This window comes from Listeria costaricensis, assembly GCF_900183385.1.
GTDB lineage: Bacteria > Bacillota > Bacilli > Lactobacillales > Listeriaceae > Listeria > Listeria costaricensis.
Genome location: NZ_FXUT01000019.1, coordinates 1 through 16,367, shown reverse-complemented (window position 1 = coordinate 16,367; position 16,367 = coordinate 1). Strand labels below are relative to the sequence as shown.

At 47.8% G+C, this 16,367-nt stretch carries 14 protein-coding genes; 5 read left to right on the top strand and 9 right to left on the bottom strand.

What is annotated here, in order from left to right; genetic code table 11:
- From CS921_RS12875 to CS921_RS12860, 4 genes are all read right to left on the bottom strand, one after another.
- On the bottom strand, window positions 1-525 hold a 525-nt coding region (locus tag CS921_RS12875), incomplete at its 3' end, for an FGGY family carbohydrate kinase (protein WP_240422361.1).
- Window positions 522-1,475 carry a transketolase family protein gene (locus CS921_RS12870; protein ID WP_099224544.1) on the bottom strand — a complete coding sequence of 318 codons (954 nt, stop codon included), beginning with the start codon at window positions 1,473-1,475 and terminating at the stop codon, window positions 522-524. The genes CS921_RS12870 and CS921_RS12875, both read right to left, overlap by 4 nt.
- Window positions 1,468-2,292 carry a transketolase gene (locus tag CS921_RS12865; RefSeq protein WP_099224542.1) on the bottom strand — a complete coding sequence of 275 codons (825 nt, stop codon included), beginning with the start codon at window positions 2,290-2,292 and terminating at the stop codon, window positions 1,468-1,470. Before CS921_RS12865 ends, CS921_RS12870 begins: the two co-directional genes overlap by 8 nt.
- A 16-nt stretch (window positions 2,293-2,308) precedes the next feature.
- On the bottom strand, window positions 2,309-3,712 hold the full coding sequence (locus CS921_RS12860) for an L-fucose/L-arabinose isomerase family protein (RefSeq protein WP_099224540.1): 1,404 nt from the start codon (window positions 3,710-3,712) through the stop codon (window positions 2,309-2,311).
- 265 nt (window positions 3,713-3,977) lie between these two features.
- On the opposite strand from CS921_RS12860, the gene CS921_RS12855 reads away from it, so the two are divergent.
- On the top strand, window positions 3,978-5,006 hold the full coding sequence (locus tag CS921_RS12855; protein ID WP_099224538.1) for a LacI family DNA-binding transcriptional regulator: 1,029 nt from the start codon (window positions 3,978-3,980) through the stop codon (window positions 5,004-5,006).
- A gap of 103 nt (window positions 5,007-5,109) precedes the next feature.
- Here the strand turns inward: CS921_RS12855 and CS921_RS12850 are convergent, their stop codons facing one another.
- The 5 genes from CS921_RS12850 to CS921_RS12830 all read right to left on the bottom strand — a co-directional run bounded on the left by CS921_RS12850 (window position 5,110) and on the right by CS921_RS12830 (window position 13,091).
- The gene (locus CS921_RS12850) at window positions 5,110-6,549 is read right to left on the bottom strand and encodes a glycoside hydrolase family 1 protein (RefSeq protein WP_099224536.1); all 1,440 of its coding nucleotides are present in this window, start codon (window positions 6,547-6,549) and stop codon (window positions 5,110-5,112) included.
- Window positions 6,542-8,404, bottom strand: coding sequence for a beta-glucoside-specific PTS transporter subunit IIABC (locus tag CS921_RS12845; RefSeq protein ID WP_099224534.1), 1,863 nt, complete (start codon window positions 8,402-8,404; stop codon window positions 6,542-6,544). The genes CS921_RS12850 and CS921_RS12845 overlap by 8 nt, the downstream gene beginning before the upstream one ends.
- Window positions 8,405-8,505: 101 nt before the next feature.
- A complete protein-coding gene (gene licT, locus CS921_RS12840) occupies window positions 8,506-9,342 on the bottom strand; it encodes a BglG family transcription antiterminator LicT (RefSeq protein ID WP_099224532.1) in 837 nt (278 codons plus the stop codon).
- Between the two features lie 130 nt (window positions 9,343-9,472).
- Complete coding sequence (locus CS921_RS12835) at window positions 9,473-11,884, bottom strand: alpha-L-rhamnosidase (protein ID WP_099224530.1); 2,412 nt, start codon at window positions 11,882-11,884, stop codon at window positions 9,473-9,475.
- Window positions 11,877-13,091, bottom strand: a complete 1,215-nt coding sequence (locus tag CS921_RS12830; protein ID WP_099224528.1) for an MFS transporter — start codon at window positions 13,089-13,091, stop codon at window positions 11,877-11,879. Before CS921_RS12830 ends, CS921_RS12835 begins: the two co-directional genes overlap by 8 nt.
- A 117-nt stretch (window positions 13,092-13,208) precedes the next feature.
- Between CS921_RS12830 and CS921_RS12825 the strand changes: the two genes are divergently transcribed.
- The 4 genes from CS921_RS12825 to CS921_RS12810 form a co-directional block, all read left to right on the top strand.
- On the top strand, window positions 13,209-14,144 hold the full coding sequence (locus CS921_RS12825; RefSeq protein WP_099224526.1) for an AraC family transcriptional regulator: 936 nt from the start codon (window positions 13,209-13,211) through the stop codon (window positions 14,142-14,144).
- Between the two features lie 21 nt (window positions 14,145-14,165).
- Window positions 14,166-14,771, top strand: a complete 606-nt coding sequence (locus CS921_RS12820) for a sugar O-acetyltransferase (protein WP_099224524.1) — start codon at window positions 14,166-14,168, stop codon at window positions 14,769-14,771.
- A gap of 98 nt (window positions 14,772-14,869) precedes the next feature.
- On the top strand, window positions 14,870-15,829 hold the full coding sequence (locus CS921_RS12815; RefSeq protein ID WP_099224522.1) for a tyrosine-type recombinase/integrase: 960 nt from the start codon (window positions 14,870-14,872) through the stop codon (window positions 15,827-15,829).
- A gap of 119 nt (window positions 15,830-15,948) precedes the next feature.
- A partial coding sequence (locus tag CS921_RS12810) for a helix-turn-helix domain-containing protein (protein ID WP_162921769.1) occupies window positions 15,949-16,367 on the top strand: 419 nt, incomplete at its 3' end.

The following is a 16,367-nucleotide window of genomic DNA, read 5'->3' as shown; positions in this document are numbered from 1 at the left end:
GTTGGGAGTCAACGTAAACAACAGCCATGAGTCCATCGTCCCGACTGCCAGCCGCCCCTCTTCCTGCGCCTCACGAACAGCCGGCACATTTTCCAGCAGCCATTTGATTTTAGGCGCCGAGAAGTAAGAATCTATTTTCAAGCCGGTAATCGCTTTGACCCGCTCCTCATGCCCAGCCGCTCTAAGCTCCTCACAAATTGCCTTCGTACGGTCACATTGCCAAACAATCGCATTGTAGAGCGGCTTGCCAGTCGTCTTATCCCAAGCAACGATCGTCTCACGCTGATTGGTAATCGCCAGACGCTCTACCTGTTCTGGCTTCAAATCGTGACTAGTCAGCATTTCCGCAATCAACTCACGGACATTGCGACTGATTTCTTCCGGATCATGCTCCACCCAGCCATCTTGCGGATAATACTGCCGATGCTTTTTATCCAGCCGGTCAATCAGTTCCTCCGCCTCAAATAACAGCACCTTTGTCCCAGATGTACTTTGGTCGATCGCAATTTGAAAACGACTCGTCATTTTCCAGCCTCTTCACTGACTGGCAGATTCCTCGCAACCGTCTCCGCAACCCCATGGGCCGACAAACCGTAATGCGCGAAAATTTCCTGACTCGTTCCCGCAATCGCCGGTTCATCCGGAATCCCTAAAATCACATGCCGCGTCAAACTGGACACACTGCCCGCCACTTCGCTGACAGCCGCACCCAAGCCGCCATAAATACTATGTTCTTCCAGACTGACCAGCAATTTGGTTTCTGTCATCGCTCGCTTGACCGCCTCCTGATCAAACGGCTTGATCGTAGGGAAATTCACAACCCGTGCATCGATTCCCCGTTCCGCCAAAACCGTCGCCGCATCAAGAGCCACACGAACCATCTCACCCGTTGCAAGAAGCGTTACATCCGCCCCCTCACGCAAAGTGACCACCTGCCCAATCTTGAAATCCGGTTTTTCCACATAGCAATCCTCGACCGCATTGCGACCAAGACGCACATAAGCCGGCCGATCTGATTTCAGCAGATATTCAAAGACCGCCTCCGTTTCAAAGCGATCGGCTGGAATGATCACTTCCAATTGAGGAATCGCTCTCGTCACCGCAATATCCTGCAGTGAATGGTGGCTCATTCCAAGCGCCCCGTAGCTCACGCCTCCACTGATACCAACCAGTTTGACATTGGTGCCGGAATAGGCCACATCCACTTTCACCTGCTCGATACTGCGCATGCTGAGAAAACATGCCGGAGAGGCGACAAATGGCCGCTTACCGCTGTGAGCAAGTCCCGCCGAAATTCCCACGAGATTTTGTTCCGCAATCCCTGTTTCAACCAGCTTTTCCGGATACTTCTCAGCAAAAGCCCCGAGCGATGCCGAACCACGGGAATCACTCGTCAATACGACCAGTTCCGGCTGCTCTTCCGCCGCTTTCATTAAAACTTCACACATCACTTGACGGTTTGCGATTTTATTCATTGCGGCTCGCCTCCAATCTTTCATCCAAATCTTGTATAGCCACCCTATATTCTTCCGCTGACGGCACATAATGATGCCATTTCGCCACATCCTCCGCCATTTTGACACCGTAACCTTTCGTTGTTTCCGCAATCACCAGCCGCGGTTTGCCGGCATGATTTTCCGCTTTAAAAATCGCCTGTAGCGCGTCCGGATCATTTCCATTCACAGTGATGACATCCCAGCCGAATGCCCGCCATTTATCTGCCAACGGTTCCAAACTCATGACACTCTCTGTTCGCCCGGAAATTTGCAAAGTATTGCGGTCGATAATCGCCGTCAAATTGTCCAGCTGATAATTCGCAGCAGCCATCGCCCCTTCCCAGACTGACCCTTCTGCCAGTTCACCGTCGCCCATCAGCGTAAACGTCCGATAACTTTTCCCGTCCATTTTCGCCGCCAATGCCATGCCGACCGAAACCGCCAGCCCGTGACCAAGCGAGCCCGTATTCATTTCGATACCCGGCACCTTGTTATTCGGATGCCCGATCAGCCGCGTGCCGAAAGCCGAAAAAGTAGCCAATTCCTCTTGCGGAAAAAAGCCCTTATCCGCCAAGACCGCCCAGAGCGCCTCGACAGCGTGCCCTTTACTTTGCACATAGCGATCACGATCTGCCGCCTGCGGATTTTTCGGATCGATCTTCATGCCGCCATAGTACAGCGCCACCAAAATATCCGTACAAGACAAGTCCGAACCCGTATGCCCCGTTTTTGCTTCATAAATCATTTTCATCACAGTTTTTCTAATTTCAAAAGATTTTACTTTTAATTCACTCATTGTCAAACTCCTTTCTCTACTCGCCGCGCAGATAAGCCTTTACATCTTCCTCAATCGGATCATAGAGGTCCGGCTTCACACCGATATATTTACACGCCTCATAAAGAACCGGCACAACGTCCGCATGAATCCCGCTGACATGATGGATATAAGGTCCCGTCACGATTTTTTCTTCCAGTCGTTTTAAATTGTCCACCTCAACCCACAAATAGGTACCCTTCGTGTAAGGACCATCAATCCCCTTCGCGTTACCCAGCAGCAGAGAGTACTCGCCATTGTCTCCGTCAAAGCGGCAAAGTGTCAGTTCACCCGCCTTGGCCTCCGCTTCCACTGCCCCGGGAGAATCAAAAGCAAGCGGATAACCGATCGCTGGCTTACTCTTGGCAACCGAGAACGGGAACAAACCGCAATGCTGCAAGAGCTCACCATTTTCATTGTCAGGATGGCGCACCGTCCAGTCAGCGAAAAAGCTCTTATTCTTGCCCATATTCGCCGCTTCAATCAATAGACATGAAATCGCGCCATGGATATCCGTTTCACAAACAACCGGAATCCCTTCGTCGATCAGCATGGCATTGGCCGCGCAAGGCATGATGCCAATCTCATCTTGGAGAGCCGTCCAGCACTGAATCGCAATCGCACTGCAGCCGTATCTTTCCGCCAGATTTTTCATGGCAACCTTCAGCGCCGCAACCATCCGCAAGTCGACTTCTTTAATTTTGACAATCGCACAACTGTGGCAGTAAGCAACCGTAGCATCCACTTTGTCGATTTCTTCATCCGATACGCCCCGAATCTCCTGAATCAGCTCTGGAAGCGGAATCGGCGACAGTTGGATATTAAAGTTTTCAAGCAGCTCGCCTTCATTACACATCGTCGTCCAAAAGTCGAACGGCCGCGGTCCAATCTGCAAAATCCGCATGTTTTGGAAAGTTTTGACCGTGTTGCAGACAGCCATAAAGTCGCGCAGCCCCCGCTCGAATTCCGGATCAGAAAGCCGGCAGTTGGTCATGTAAGTAAACGGCACCTGAAAGCGACGCAGCACCTTCCCAGTTGCAAACAAGCCGCACTGCGTATCCCGAAGACGAATTCCCTCTTCATCCGGCCGCTCGTCACGCGGTCCCCACAAGAGCACCGGCACATCCAGCTCTTTGGCCAGCCTTGCGCAGACATATTCCGTCCCAAAGTTCGTGTGCGGTAAAAACAGCCCGTCTACCCCAGCCGCCTTGAATTTCGCCGCAATTTTCGCCACATCCTGATCATCATAAAGCAGACCGTCCTCATTGAATTCCTGAATGTCGACAAACTCAATGTTTAGTTCGTTTAGTTTTTCTCGTGTGAGGTTCGCATATTTGACTGCGTCTGGCGCACTAAATATACTTCGCCTTGTCGGAGCAAAGCCAATTTTGATCGACCCCATCTTTTAACCACCTTCATTTTAAGTTTAGTAATGATTTTAGTTGAGAGAAAAAGCAATTCGTAATCGCTTTCTTACTTTGCATTATAGTCTCCTTTCTAAACTAAGTCAATAAATTTTTAGATTATTTTATGTTTTATTTTAGTCTATTTTATAACATTTAGCTAAACAAATCGCTTTCAATAGCATCCTCTAGCAGTCTTTTGTTTTAATTTACTAAACATGATATAATAAATAGAATAAATTTAGTAAACAAGGGGAAATGACAATGAAGCTCGAGGATATCGCGCGACTAGCAAATGTTTCAAAATCGGCTGTTTCCCTTGCGCTGAACGGAAAACCCGGCGTAAGCGAAGAAACCCGTTTACATATTTTAAAAATCGTCGAAGAAAATAACTACGTCCCATTACGCAATACCAATAAAAGAACGAAAAAAAAATCGGCCATTCGTTTCATCGCTTGCAAGAGTCCCGATTTAATCACCGATCAATATCAAAATCTGCCCTTTTTCAGTGAACTACTCAGCTATTTATCCGCTGAAATCGCCGGCTACCCATACGATTTAATCATTTCAACATTTGACGCGGAGACCATTTTAGAAGAACTCGCAGAAGCCGAAAAGGAACAGCCATCCGCCGGCATTATTTTACTTGGCACCAATTTGGGCGCAGAAGAAATTTGCAGAATTCAGCAGGAATACCCGAAAATCGTCATTCTAGACACCCGGTACCCGCAGATTCCAGCCAACTTTGTCTCCATCAATAATTTTCTGGGCGGATACACAGCAGCCGATCACCTTCTAAAACTTTCCCACAAAAAAATCGGCTATGTGATGGGTCTGCCGCGGATCAAGAATTTTGAGGAAAGAAAAAACGGCTTCTACGCACGACTAAACGAAGCCCACTTGTCGATCCCTGACGTTCACATTTTCCACCTGCCGGCCATGCAAATCAAAGAAGAGCCCGCCATCAAAGACGCGCTCACCCAATTAACCGACCTGCCATCCGCCATCTTTTGCGAAAATGACTATATGGCAATCAGCATGATCAAAATGCTCCAAAGCCTATCCATCAAAGTCCCAGAACAAGTCTCCATTTTAGGCTTCGACAATATCAACGAAAGCAAAGTCATCACACCCGAACTAACGACCGTTCACGTCAAAAAACGCGACATTGCCGAGCAGACACTTGCCCTCCTCTCTAAACAAATCAAAGGCGAGTCCATGTTTGAAACCAGACACATCCAAGTCAACACCAGCCTGATCGAACGTGGCAGCTGTGCACCGTTTTGTGAATAAATCATCCCAAAAAAGAACCCGGCATCAAGCTAAAGTCCATTTTGAGAAATAGGACGATCACTTGATGCCAGGTTCTTTTATTTTTTAATGTGCCTTTTACCGATTAAATCTCCACACCATTCGACTCAATCACTTTCTGATACCAATAGAACGAGTCTTTCTTCAAACGACTGTAATCCCCCGAGCCATCATCCTGTTTATCCACATAAATGATGCCGTATCTTTTCGCCATTTCGCCCGTCGATGCACTCACAAGATCGATGCAGCCCCAAATCGTGTAGCCAATCAGATCCACACCATCCAGAATGGCCTTCCGCATCTCTTCAATATGTGCCCGGTGATAATCAATCCGGTAGGCATCATGAACATGCCCATCAGCCGTCAGCTTATCAAATGCTCCCAGTCCATTTTCCACCACCATCAGTGGAATCTCATACCGCGTGTACAAATCATTCAGCGAAATCCGCAAACCAACAGGATCCGTCTGCATGCCCCAATCATTGGTCGGCAAATACGGATTTTCCGCACCGCCAATCACACTCTTACCAGAATTCGCATACGCAGGATCAGCCGAAGCGCACAGGCTCAAATAATAGCTAAACGTATAAAAATCAACCGTTCCCGCAAGCAGCGCCTCTTCGTCGCCTTCCGCAAAATCCACCTGAATTCCTTGGCTTTCAAAATAGTTCTTCGCATAATAAGGATAGCGCCCCTTCACCTGCACATCCCCGCAAAAATGACTATGCATCGCTTCGGTCTGTTTTGCCAAAAGCACATCTGCCGGTTCACATGTTCTTGGATAGCGCGGCATGTAGGCAATCATGCAGCCAATTTGAAAATCGGGATCAATCGTGTGCCCCAATTTGACCGCCTTGGCACTTGCCACAAACTGATGATGCAGCGCCTGATAGCGTTCAGACGGTCGGTCCTCCTGATGCAGAAAATCACTTTCCCCGTGCCGAATCCCAAGCGACAAGTAATTCCCAAACGAAAGCGTCGCCGTATTGATTTCATTAAACGTCAGCCAGTACTTGACCAGCCCCTTGTACCGCGTGAAAATCGTCGCGCAATATTTCAAATAAAGATCTATCAGGTCGCGCGAAGCCCAGCCATTCTTTTCATTCGTCAAATAAAGCGGCACATCAAAATGGGCAATCGTCACCAGCGGCTCAATGCCGTATTTAGCCAGCTCCCGAAAAACATCTTCATAAAACTGCAGCCCCGCCTCATTCGGCTCCTCCTCCATGCCCGTCGGATAGATTCTCGTCCAGTTGATCGAAAACCGGAATACCTTGAAACCGGCCTCCGCCATCAGCCTGATATCCTCCTTGTAGTGATCATAAAAACGCACTGCATCATGACTCGGATAAAATAAATCGTCCCGAATCTCAGCCGTTATCCGTCGAGGCTCCGTATGCGACCCGCTGCTGAACAAGTCTGCACAAGCGAGCCCCTTTCCACCCTCGTCATAACCGCCTTCAAATTGATTGGCCGCCGTCGCACCACCCCATAAAAAATCTGCCGGAAAGCCCTGCTTACTCATTTTCTTCACTCCTTAATGTCATCACATGACGATCTTTTTTCACCCTATCGTGATCCGCTTTCTTCACATCCGCGTAATCATGACTGTTTGTCACAACCATCACAGTCGTCACCGGGAACTCCGCCCGAATTTTCTCCAAATCAAACGTCAGTAAAAGGTCCCCTTGCTCGACAACTTGCCCAGCCTCAACCTGCGCCTCAAAATACCGCCCGTCAAGCTTCACCGTATCAATACCCACATGCAGCAGAATTTCTGCCCCATTATCACTTTTCAGCGCAATCGCATGCTTCGTTTTAAAAACAGAGATAATCGTACCATTCACAGGCGCATAAAGCTTGCCTTCATGCGGCTCAAATGCCACACTTTTTCCCATCACTTCATCGGCAAACGTCGCATCCTCCACCTTGTCGATCGCAATCATTTCCCCGTCTACCGGCGCATACAACATTTCATCGCCCGCTGTCACATGAGCCGTTTCTTCCAGCTCTTCCACCGGCAACTCTTCATCAATCCCGAAAATATACGAGAAAATCAGTGCCACAACAAATGCCAGCGCCATGGCAATCAGCGCATAGACAAACGTATCACCGACAAGCCCCGGAAGCCCTGGAATACCACCATTCCCCGTCATGACATACGCTTTTACACCAAACATCATCGCAAATCCGCCACCAGCTGCCCCACCAATCAGGGAAGCAATAAACGGTCGTTTGTACACAATATTAATCCCATACATCGCCGGCTCCGTCACACCCATCAAGGCAGTTAGACCCGTCGAGAATGCCAATGATTTAATTTTCTTATCCTTAGAACGTAAAAACACCCCAAAAGTTGCCCCCGCCTGACTCATATTAGAAATATATGTGAGCGGCAGGAATTTATCGTAGCCGTATTTCGCCAAGTTGCTGATAATAAACGGTACAATCGCATAATGCATCCCCGTCATCACAATAATCGCCATCGAACCGCCGAGAATGATCCCGCCAATCACGCCGCCATTATTCAGCAGCCAGTTAATCCCGCCAGAGACACTATCACCTACAAAGGTTCCAAGCGGCCCAACAACCACAAGCGTCAGCGGTACAATAATAAAGAGCGTAATCAGTGGCACAAAAAGCAGCTTCAGTGAAGTCGGAATAATCCGGTCCACCCAGCGCTCCACATAGCTCATCATCCAAATCGCAAGCAAAATCGGAATCACCGAGTAGGCATATGTCACAGAAGTCACAGGCAAGCCAAGAAAATGTGTTGCCGTCCCATCTGCAAGCAGTGCCGTTAAATCGGGATATAAAAGGGCCGCCCCCACACTGAGCGCCACAAACATATTTGTATTAAAGTAACGCGCCGCACTAACCGCCACAACGATCGGCAGAAAGTAAAAGACGCCGTCCCCAATCGCCATCAAAATTCGGTAGGTTTCCGTATCCGTCGCCAGCCAGCCAAACGTGACAAACAGCGCCATGAATCCTTTTAGAAGACCTGCCCCAGCAATCGCCGGCAAGATCGGTGCAAACACACCCGAAAACGCATCAAAAATCCCCGAGAAGAACCCTTTCACGCCTTTTTTGCCCGCCTTCTTTTTCGCCGTGCCAGAAGACTTAGACTGCCATTCTGGATGTTCCTCCACCAGCGCGTCAAAAACTTTCGGCACGTCGTTACCAATGATCACTTGGAACTGACTGCCGGCCACATTAGTGCCCATCACCTTGTCCAGCGCCTGTAATTTCTTCTGATCAACCTTTTCCAAATCCTTCAACTGAAAACGGAGCCGCGTCACGCAATGATAGACCTCATTGACATTTTTTTTGCCGCCGACCGCTTGCAGAATTTCTTTTGCTAATTGCTTGTAATCCATGTTCAAATCCTCCTAAAGCCAAAATAAAAACCCGAATGAAAAGCGCCCAAAATAAGCACATCTTCATTCAGGTATTGCCTGCCTAACCAGTAACAAGCCTGCTAAATTTTTCTTTTTAATAATCGTTCGATATGGAGCCCCAAATAAAATTTTTCCGAATGGCTCATTGTAAATTGATAGTTCTTCTCTAAAAAAGCACTGATCTTATCAATACAAATAAAAATATCCGGGTGACTTTTTTTAAACGTCTGATAAAGAAACTCGTCCGTTTCCTCCACCTTTTCCGCCATGATCACCCGCTGACAGAAAAATTTCAGATGCGTCATAAACCGGTAGTAACTCGTACTTTCCTCATCAAATTCCACATTGAAGTGATACTTGATGATCGATTCGATATCCTGAATCAGCTGCATGATATGCGTCACATCATTCATATCGCTGTTTACTTCCGCATTGACAAAATGAAGCGCGATATTCGCTACCTCCGCTTCCGGCAGTTCCAGTTGAAAGGCCTTTTCAACCATTTCCGCCGCAATTCGCGCTAGCTTATATTCCTCTTGATAAAAACGTTTGACCTCCCACGACAGCGGATTTTGAATCACCATCTGTTCCTTCAGCCGTTTTTGCGTAAAATACAGATGATCGGAAAGTGAAATATAGATGACATCACTAATATTTTTCGCCAGACGCGCCTTCACAAGATGCACAATATCATCCGTCAATTCCAGAACAGCAAGCGGGATTTCATTTAAAAGCAACTTAAATCGGTCATTCAGCTTTTCATCTTTCAGCTCGAATGTTTTCTCGATTTTTTCAGGATCGATCGCATCCCCTACTTTTGACCGAAAGCCCAACCCTTTGCCCAGAAGCAGCAGCTCATTTCCCTCACCACTGATCGCGCTCACGATATTATTATTAAAGATCCGCTCAATTTTCACATTACCACCACCTTTTGAAGCAAATAAAAAAGGGGCAACACCAAAAAATAGCCGCAAAGCTGACTTTTGGTATTGCCCGCATTACCGGTAACAAGCCTCATTTATATCCTAGCACTGCTTGAAATCGCTGTCAATAGTCTTTTTGAAATTTGACACGGTGTTTGCCTGCCGGCAGCAAGATAACCACTCGCCCCTCTGCTCTTACGGTCAAATACTCACTCCCCAGCCCAGCTGCCGCACCATCCGGCAAGACCAAAAAGCCCGTCGTCCGCTCAGGCACCTCACATTCGACCGCCATGCCGCCCGCTTCATCCTTCTGCCAGTGAATCCGAATCTGCCCATATTTCGTTTCATACGTCAGCGCCAAAAATGCAATCGGAAAGTCGAAATCGGGCGCCACATAAAACTCTTCAAAGCCCGGCTTCTTCACCTTCAGACCGCCCACTTTGCGAACGAGCCAGTCGCCCACACAGCCAAACGCATAATGATTGAACGAATAGCGCCCCACTTTCCCGCCGTCCGGATCAATCCCCGCCCAGGATTCCCAAATTGTCGTCGCCCCCTGATTAATTTCATAGAACCAAGACGGACATTCCTCCTGCAAAAAGACGCGCCGAGCCGTCTCCGCGTAGCCATTATCGGCCAGCACATCCAGCAGATAAGGCACCGACAGAAAGCCCGTATCAAGCTTAAACTGATTCGCTTCAATCAAGTCCACCAGCCGCCCAACCGCCGCCGCTTTATGCTCCTCTCGCAGAAGATCAAACGCCACAGCAAGCGTATAGCAGCCTTGAAAATCGGCCGTTAGCTGGCCATCCTGATAGAAGCGCTCTTCAAATGCCCGCCGCACTTCATCCGAGTAGCCCTTAAACCCAGCCGCATCCTCTTTTTTCCCAAGTCGAGCGGCAATTTTCCCCAAAATCTCGGAAGAATGTGCCAGAAAAGCAGTCGCCACTAAATCCTTCGTGACTTTTGCCGTCTCCATCGGTCCTTTCGCCTGCGGGCCAATCATATAGCTCGGGAACATCCAGTCGCCATAGTGGAATTTCGTATCCCAAATATAACGCGCGTCCCCCTCCTTATCACCTGCCGCACTTCTCTTAGAAAATTCATGCCACTTGACCATCGCCTCATAGCACGCCGCCAGGACATTCGTATTGCCGTACCGCTCATAAAGCACCCAAGGCACCAAAATGATCGCATCTCCCCACCCGGCCGACGAAAGCGACCCAGTAAATTCCACACTCTGATAAAAATCCTTTGGCGCCGGACTATAATCCAGTACTTCCCCCGATGCCAACTGCTCATATGTCACATTTTGCAGCCATCTCGTCAAAAAGTCCTCCACATCCATGAAAAAACTAGCGGTCGGTGAAAAAACCTGAATATCCCCCGTCCAGCCGACCCGCTCCCGTTGCGGACAGTCAGTAGGAATCGACAGCATATTGCCCTTTTGGCTCCATTCAATATTGGCGAGCAGCTGATTGATCTTCAGATTCGACGTTTTCATATGCCCCGCCTTTCGCATCGCCGAATAAAGCACCTGCGCCTTCAGATCGCAACAAGCAAGCGGCTTCTCATAGCCCGTAATCCGAATAAACCGAAACCCGTGGAACGTAAAAGCAGGCACCAGCTCAGCGCGTTCCCCCCGGCCAATATAAACATCCCGCTGATCCTTGTTCCGCCCGACAATATTATTGAAAAACTGCCCCTGCTCATCCAGAACCTCCGCATGTTCAATCTCGACCCGCTGCCCTTCCGCCAAATCAAGCGACAACGCAACGCGCCCGGCGATCACCTGACCAAAATCAACAATCACCGCGTCCCCTTCCCGCCAAATTTTTCTTGCTGGAAGCTCCTCCATCACTTTCACCTGCGGCCCGAATTGCGGAACCAGCGCCCCATAATCCTCACTCACAACCTGCACCGGCCGAAGCGCCACCGAGTCGAGCTGCCCTTCCACATCAAGCCGCAAATCCTGCTTCTCGCCGATACAAATATCACTGTAACAATATTTCCCCGTCGTATAGCCAAACTCGTCATCCGTCCCAATCAAACGCACCTCACCATCCGCCAGCCTCAGCTCAATCTCCCCTAAAAACGAAAGCCGATCGCCAAACTGCGCACTACCACCCTGAACACTAATCCGTCCGCCATACCAGCCATCCGCCAGCACAACCGACCAGGAATTCTCTTCTGCCAGCAAATCCGTAATCTCATAAGTCTGATACTGCAAATAGTGCTGATAAGACGTATAGTCTGGCGCAAAACAGGCATCCGTCACCGCGCGCCCATTTAATTTTGCCTCATAAATTCCCCGAGCCGTGATATGCAAAAATGCCGCCACGACCTCTTTTTCCGGCAAAGAAAACCGTTTGATAAAATAAGCAGGCGGTCTCAGCCGTTCCTCCACCGGCTCCGTCTCCATTTGACCAGCCCCCTCAAACATCTCCTTCAAAGAAAACGCCTTTTCCGGCTTGATTTCCCCTTCCGGCGAGGTAATCCATTTCGCCTGCCACACACGTGATTCTGTTTTATTCATCTATTTTCACTCCTTCTTCCATCACGATTCCAAACGAAGAACGCTGCAATAATTTTTCCTGAAAGCGACTCAAAACAAGCACGATACAGATGACCACCCCGATCAAGCCAGCAATCACAATATTACTTCCCGCATCCTCATGTAAAAATAAGTCCGCTAAACCATTCACCAACACCGGACTAATAAAGCCGCCAATTGCCGTCCCCGCCGAATAAACCGCAATGGCAATCGGCATTTTCATTCCACTAACCGAAATGGAAATGGCAAACGGCGCCTGCGACATAAAAATACTCAGCGAAAAACCAATCAGGAAACACGCCACGTACACACAGGCAATATTAGGACTCACATTCAACAGCCACATTGACAACCCTAAAAGCCCAAAACTCACTGCAAAAGAATATTTCTGGAAAAAGCGAATCATTTTTCCAAGCAAAAGCCCAGAAACCAACCCGCCGACCAGTCCAATCGTATTGGCCATCGCTGAATTCGCCGTGTCGCCCAAACCATTTCCTTCCACAAACAGCGCCACATTATTTGGAAAAACATTATAAAGGCCTAAAAAAGCAATCCCTAAAAGTGCAATCACCCAAATTGGCATGCCCAGCTTCTCACCACCAGCCGCCACTTTAGGCGCTTCGCCATTTTTAATCCCTCTAACACTTGGCAGCAAAACAGTCGCCAAAATAAGAATCACACCCGCTAAAATATACACTAGATAATTATAATTCCATCCTTGCTGCGCCAAATTGCCACCAATCATTGTCATCACGATCGCCCCAATACTCACAAAAGCCGTATTCTGCCCCATGACCGCCTGCCGATCCTCTGCCGGAATCAACGTTGTAATAAGAAGTGGCGTGATATTCGTAATAATCCCAATGCCAAGCCCCAAAATCCCCGCACAAACCAACAAAAACGCTAAACTACCCGTCACAAAAAATGGTGCGATCCCACCTAGAAAAATCAACAGAGGCCCGAAAAGCGCCAATTTCTTAAGTGACAGCTGCCCTGCCAATTTTCCAACCGCAAAAGCCGCAATCAAAGACGTCAGGCTTGGAATCGCCGTAAGCATTTGAATACTTGCCATCCCCGCATCTGGAAACGCCCCCGCAATCATCCCAAAAGAAGGTGCAATTGCCAGCGCACTCATCGAAAGCATGGTGAGCGAAAAAATACTGATCTTACTTTTCAATTCTTTATTCATGCTATTTCCCTCGCTTTTCAAATTTGATATAATAATCCTATCGCCAAAAGACAACGTTTACAATCTGTTTTCTTGACATAGTTATGTGGTTTTATAACTTGAAAAGGAGTTTTTGATATGGCACAGGCACCAAAATTCATTTTCGACCTGCCAAAATTCGATCAGGCGCATTCCCCCATTGCAGACATCATGCTGCCCGCCCAAAATAAAGAAGTCTCCACCGAAAACATCTTAAATCACACATCGCTGCCTCAAAATGAGCCCTTCTTTCTCGTCGCCCATGACATGTCCTCTGAGAACACACCGTTTCACAAGCATGATTTTTATGAAATTATCTATGTACAAAAAGGCCCCGTTACCAATCTAATCGAGCAGGAAGAAATCTACATGTTCACCGGCGATATTTTCATCATGAATAAGGAAAGCGTCCATGCCCTAAAAGCATCTAATCCCGAGGCCGTCATTATCAACATCTGCTTGCGGGATGCCTTTTTTGCCGAGGGAATCTTTCACGAGTTTCTCACAGACAAAAACCCGCTTTCCAATTTCCTGCGCAACGAAAACGGGCGCCATTATCTGTTTTACCCACTAGCGCACCACCCATCGATTCGCTCGATCATTCAACAAATTATTCACGAATACATTTCAACCTCCTATCAAAAAAGTTTCACCCTGTTGGCACTACTACTCCTGCTCCTTGCCGAACTAGCAAAGTGTGAGGAATACAGCTTTCACGGCATTGATAAAAAGACCCTCTCCATCCTCGACTACATTGAAAATCACTACGCCGACACCTCCTTAAAAGATATCGCGCACGTTTTCAATTACAGCGAAGCCTATCTGAGCCGTTTTATCAAAAAGCACACCGGCCTTTCCGTCAGCACGATCATCACACACAAGAAGCTCTACCATGCCTATGAAGCGCTCAGCCAGACCACCTATCCAGTGGAAATGATCGCGCACCAAGTCGGCTACAAGAGCACCAGCCATTTTTATAAAGTTTTCCAAAAGCACTACGACAAAACACCTGACGAAGTCCGCCAAAAACATTGAAGCGAAAGGAAGAACACCATCATGACACTAAACGAAAAATTCGCCTTTATGGCAACCGGCCAAACCTATAACGACCTAGCCCCCGAACTCACGAAAGCCAGAGAAGACGGCATTGCCTTTACTAACCGCTATAATGCAAGCTTTGGCGCCCCGCAGAAAGAACGCGAAGCCATCCTGCAAACATCCCTTGGCAGCGTCGGCGAAAATGTCCATTTCGAGCCCAATTTCCGCTGTGAATTCGGCCAAAACATCCATATCGGCAATCATTTTTACGCCAATTACGATTGCATCATGCTTGACGGTGCCACCATCGAGATCGGCGACTATGTCCTCTTCGGCCCACGAGCAGGCATCTACACAAGCAACCATTCCATCTGGCCAGAAGAACGCGAAAAAGGCGGCTGCATCGCGAAACCCGTCAAAATCGGCAGCCGCGTCTGGCTTGGCGCCAATGTAATCGTCAATCCAGGCGTCACAATTGGCGAAAACACCATCATCGGCTCCGGCAGTGTCGTCACCAAATCAATCCCTGCTGGCGTCATCGCCGCCGGAAACCCCTGCCGCGTCATCCGTCCCATCACCGAATCCGACCGAACTGATTACTTTGAGAACGGCCATCTAAAATAGTTTCACAAAAAGCTCCTTTAGTCTGACTGAAGGAGTTTTCTTTAGCCACCGTAAAGAGATATACTTTAGTTAAAAACGAGCGAAGCGGAGGCAATCACATGACATCCACACAAACAAATAAGCAAACACTAGCCGAATATTTCGAGCATTGGATGACCACATTTAAGCAACCATTCATTTCCCCCATTACCTATATCAAATACCAAACCACCCAGCAACAAATCTCCGAATACTTTGGCAAAACCCGCCTTAAGGACCTGACCCGCCTGACCTATCAAAACACATTGAACACCTATGCAAAAAATCACAGCAAGCCAACAACCGCCTGCTTCCACAAGCACATCCGCGCCGCACTCCTAGATGCCATTGATGAACAGCTGCTGACAACCGATCCCACCCGCAAAGCCATCCTCACAGGACGCGAAAACCCGCGCAAGAAGTCCACCTATCTCAACCTATCCGAATGGCAAAAATTGACCCGTCACACCCGCCAAATCGCCCCCTTGAACAGCCATTATCTGATCATCTACCTAGCCGCCGTCACAGGCATGCGTTTTGCTGAAGTTTTAGGCCTCACCTGGTCAGACATTGACTTTGAGAACCAGCAACTCTCCATCACCAAAACCTGGGACTACAAATACCACACCGGCTTCATCCCCACAAAAAACAAGCATTCCAAGCGAAAAGTCGCCATCGACCGCCATACAATCGAGCTGCTCAAAAACCACCAAGCAACCAAAAAAAGCCGGCCCGCCAAAAACCCGAACCAACTCATCTGTACCGATCAAAACGGCAACCTCCCGGCCAATATCACCATCAACCGCCTGCTCATAAAAATTTGCGCCACATGCGAAATTCCCACAATCTCCTTCCATGCCCTGCGCCACACCCACGCCTCGATCCTACTTTTCGAAGGAGTCAACATCCTATCCGTCTCCAAACGCCTAGGCCACCACAACGTCACCACCACCCAACAAACCTACCTCCACATCATCCAAGAAATGGAAGACCGCGAAACCGAGCTGATTTTGGGGGTGATGGAAGGAATAGCAAATTAAAAAGCACTATATTTTTTATAGAAAACCCTTCAATTACAACATTCCCTTTCAAAATGACAACCAGAGTTACCATGTTTGAATACTACATTTTTTGCTATACTAACTTCGAGGTGAAAAACATGTTAAAAAATAAACTAAAACAAATACTAGAAGAAACAGGGATCAGCCAAAGTGAACTATCAAGAAAAAGCGGCATTAGCAGACAAGGAATAAAGAAGATTGTAGACAACCCTTTTCATGCCATTTCTGGTCATACTCTGTCAGAATTATTGATGGCACTGAAAATTCTTTTCGATGATCTTTGTGCTCTCTATACTAAAGAAGAATACTTATTGGAAAAATTATTAAACAGAGTATTTAGTGAAAAAAGTTTAAAATTGTTAACGGATATTTTGTATCAAAAGACAAAACTCTACTTTAAATTTGATTACTGGGCTAGTGGTCAAACCTTAAGACTCTCTAGTAAGGGATATTATGAGAATTACTCATTTTCAGGATATATTAGAATAACAACTAATCTTGACAACCCGACATTTGA

What these genes read in the sequence shown, in the direction of transcription:
- CS921_RS12820 (WP_099224524.1), top strand. Translation starts at nt 14,166, where the DNA reads ATGACACTAAACGAAAAATTCGCCTTTATGGCAACCGGCCAAACCTAT.
- CS921_RS12855 (WP_099224538.1), top strand. Translation starts at nt 3,978, where the DNA reads ATGAAGCTCGAGGATATCGCGCGACTAGCAAATGTTTCAAAATCGGCT.
- CS921_RS12815 (WP_099224522.1), top strand. Translation starts at nt 14,870, where the DNA reads ATGACATCCACACAAACAAATAAGCAAACACTAGCCGAATATTTCGAG.
- CS921_RS12835 (WP_099224530.1), bottom strand. Translation starts at nt 11,884, where the DNA reads ATGAATAAAACAGAATCACGTGTGTGGCAGGCGAAATGGATTACCTCG.
- CS921_RS12825 (WP_099224526.1), top strand. Translation starts at nt 13,209, where the DNA reads ATGGCACAGGCACCAAAATTCATTTTCGACCTGCCAAAATTCGATCAG.
- CS921_RS12870 (WP_099224544.1), bottom strand. Translation starts at nt 1,475, where the DNA reads ATGAATAAAATCGCAAACCGTCAAGTGATGTGTGAAGTTTTAATGAAA.
- CS921_RS12860 (WP_099224540.1), bottom strand. Translation starts at nt 3,712, where the DNA reads ATGGGGTCGATCAAAATTGGCTTTGCTCCGACAAGGCGAAGTATATTT.
- CS921_RS12845 (WP_099224534.1), bottom strand. Translation starts at nt 8,404, where the DNA reads ATGGATTACAAGCAATTAGCAAAAGAAATTCTGCAAGCGGTCGGCGGC.
- CS921_RS12850 (WP_099224536.1), bottom strand. Translation starts at nt 6,549, where the DNA reads ATGAGTAAGCAGGGCTTTCCGGCAGATTTTTTATGGGGTGGTGCGACG.
- CS921_RS12865 (WP_099224542.1), bottom strand. Translation starts at nt 2,292, where the DNA reads ATGAGTGAATTAAAAGTAAAATCTTTTGAAATTAGAAAAACTGTGATG.
- CS921_RS12830 (WP_099224528.1), bottom strand. Translation starts at nt 13,091, where the DNA reads ATGAATAAAGAATTGAAAAGTAAGATCAGTATTTTTTCGCTCACCATG.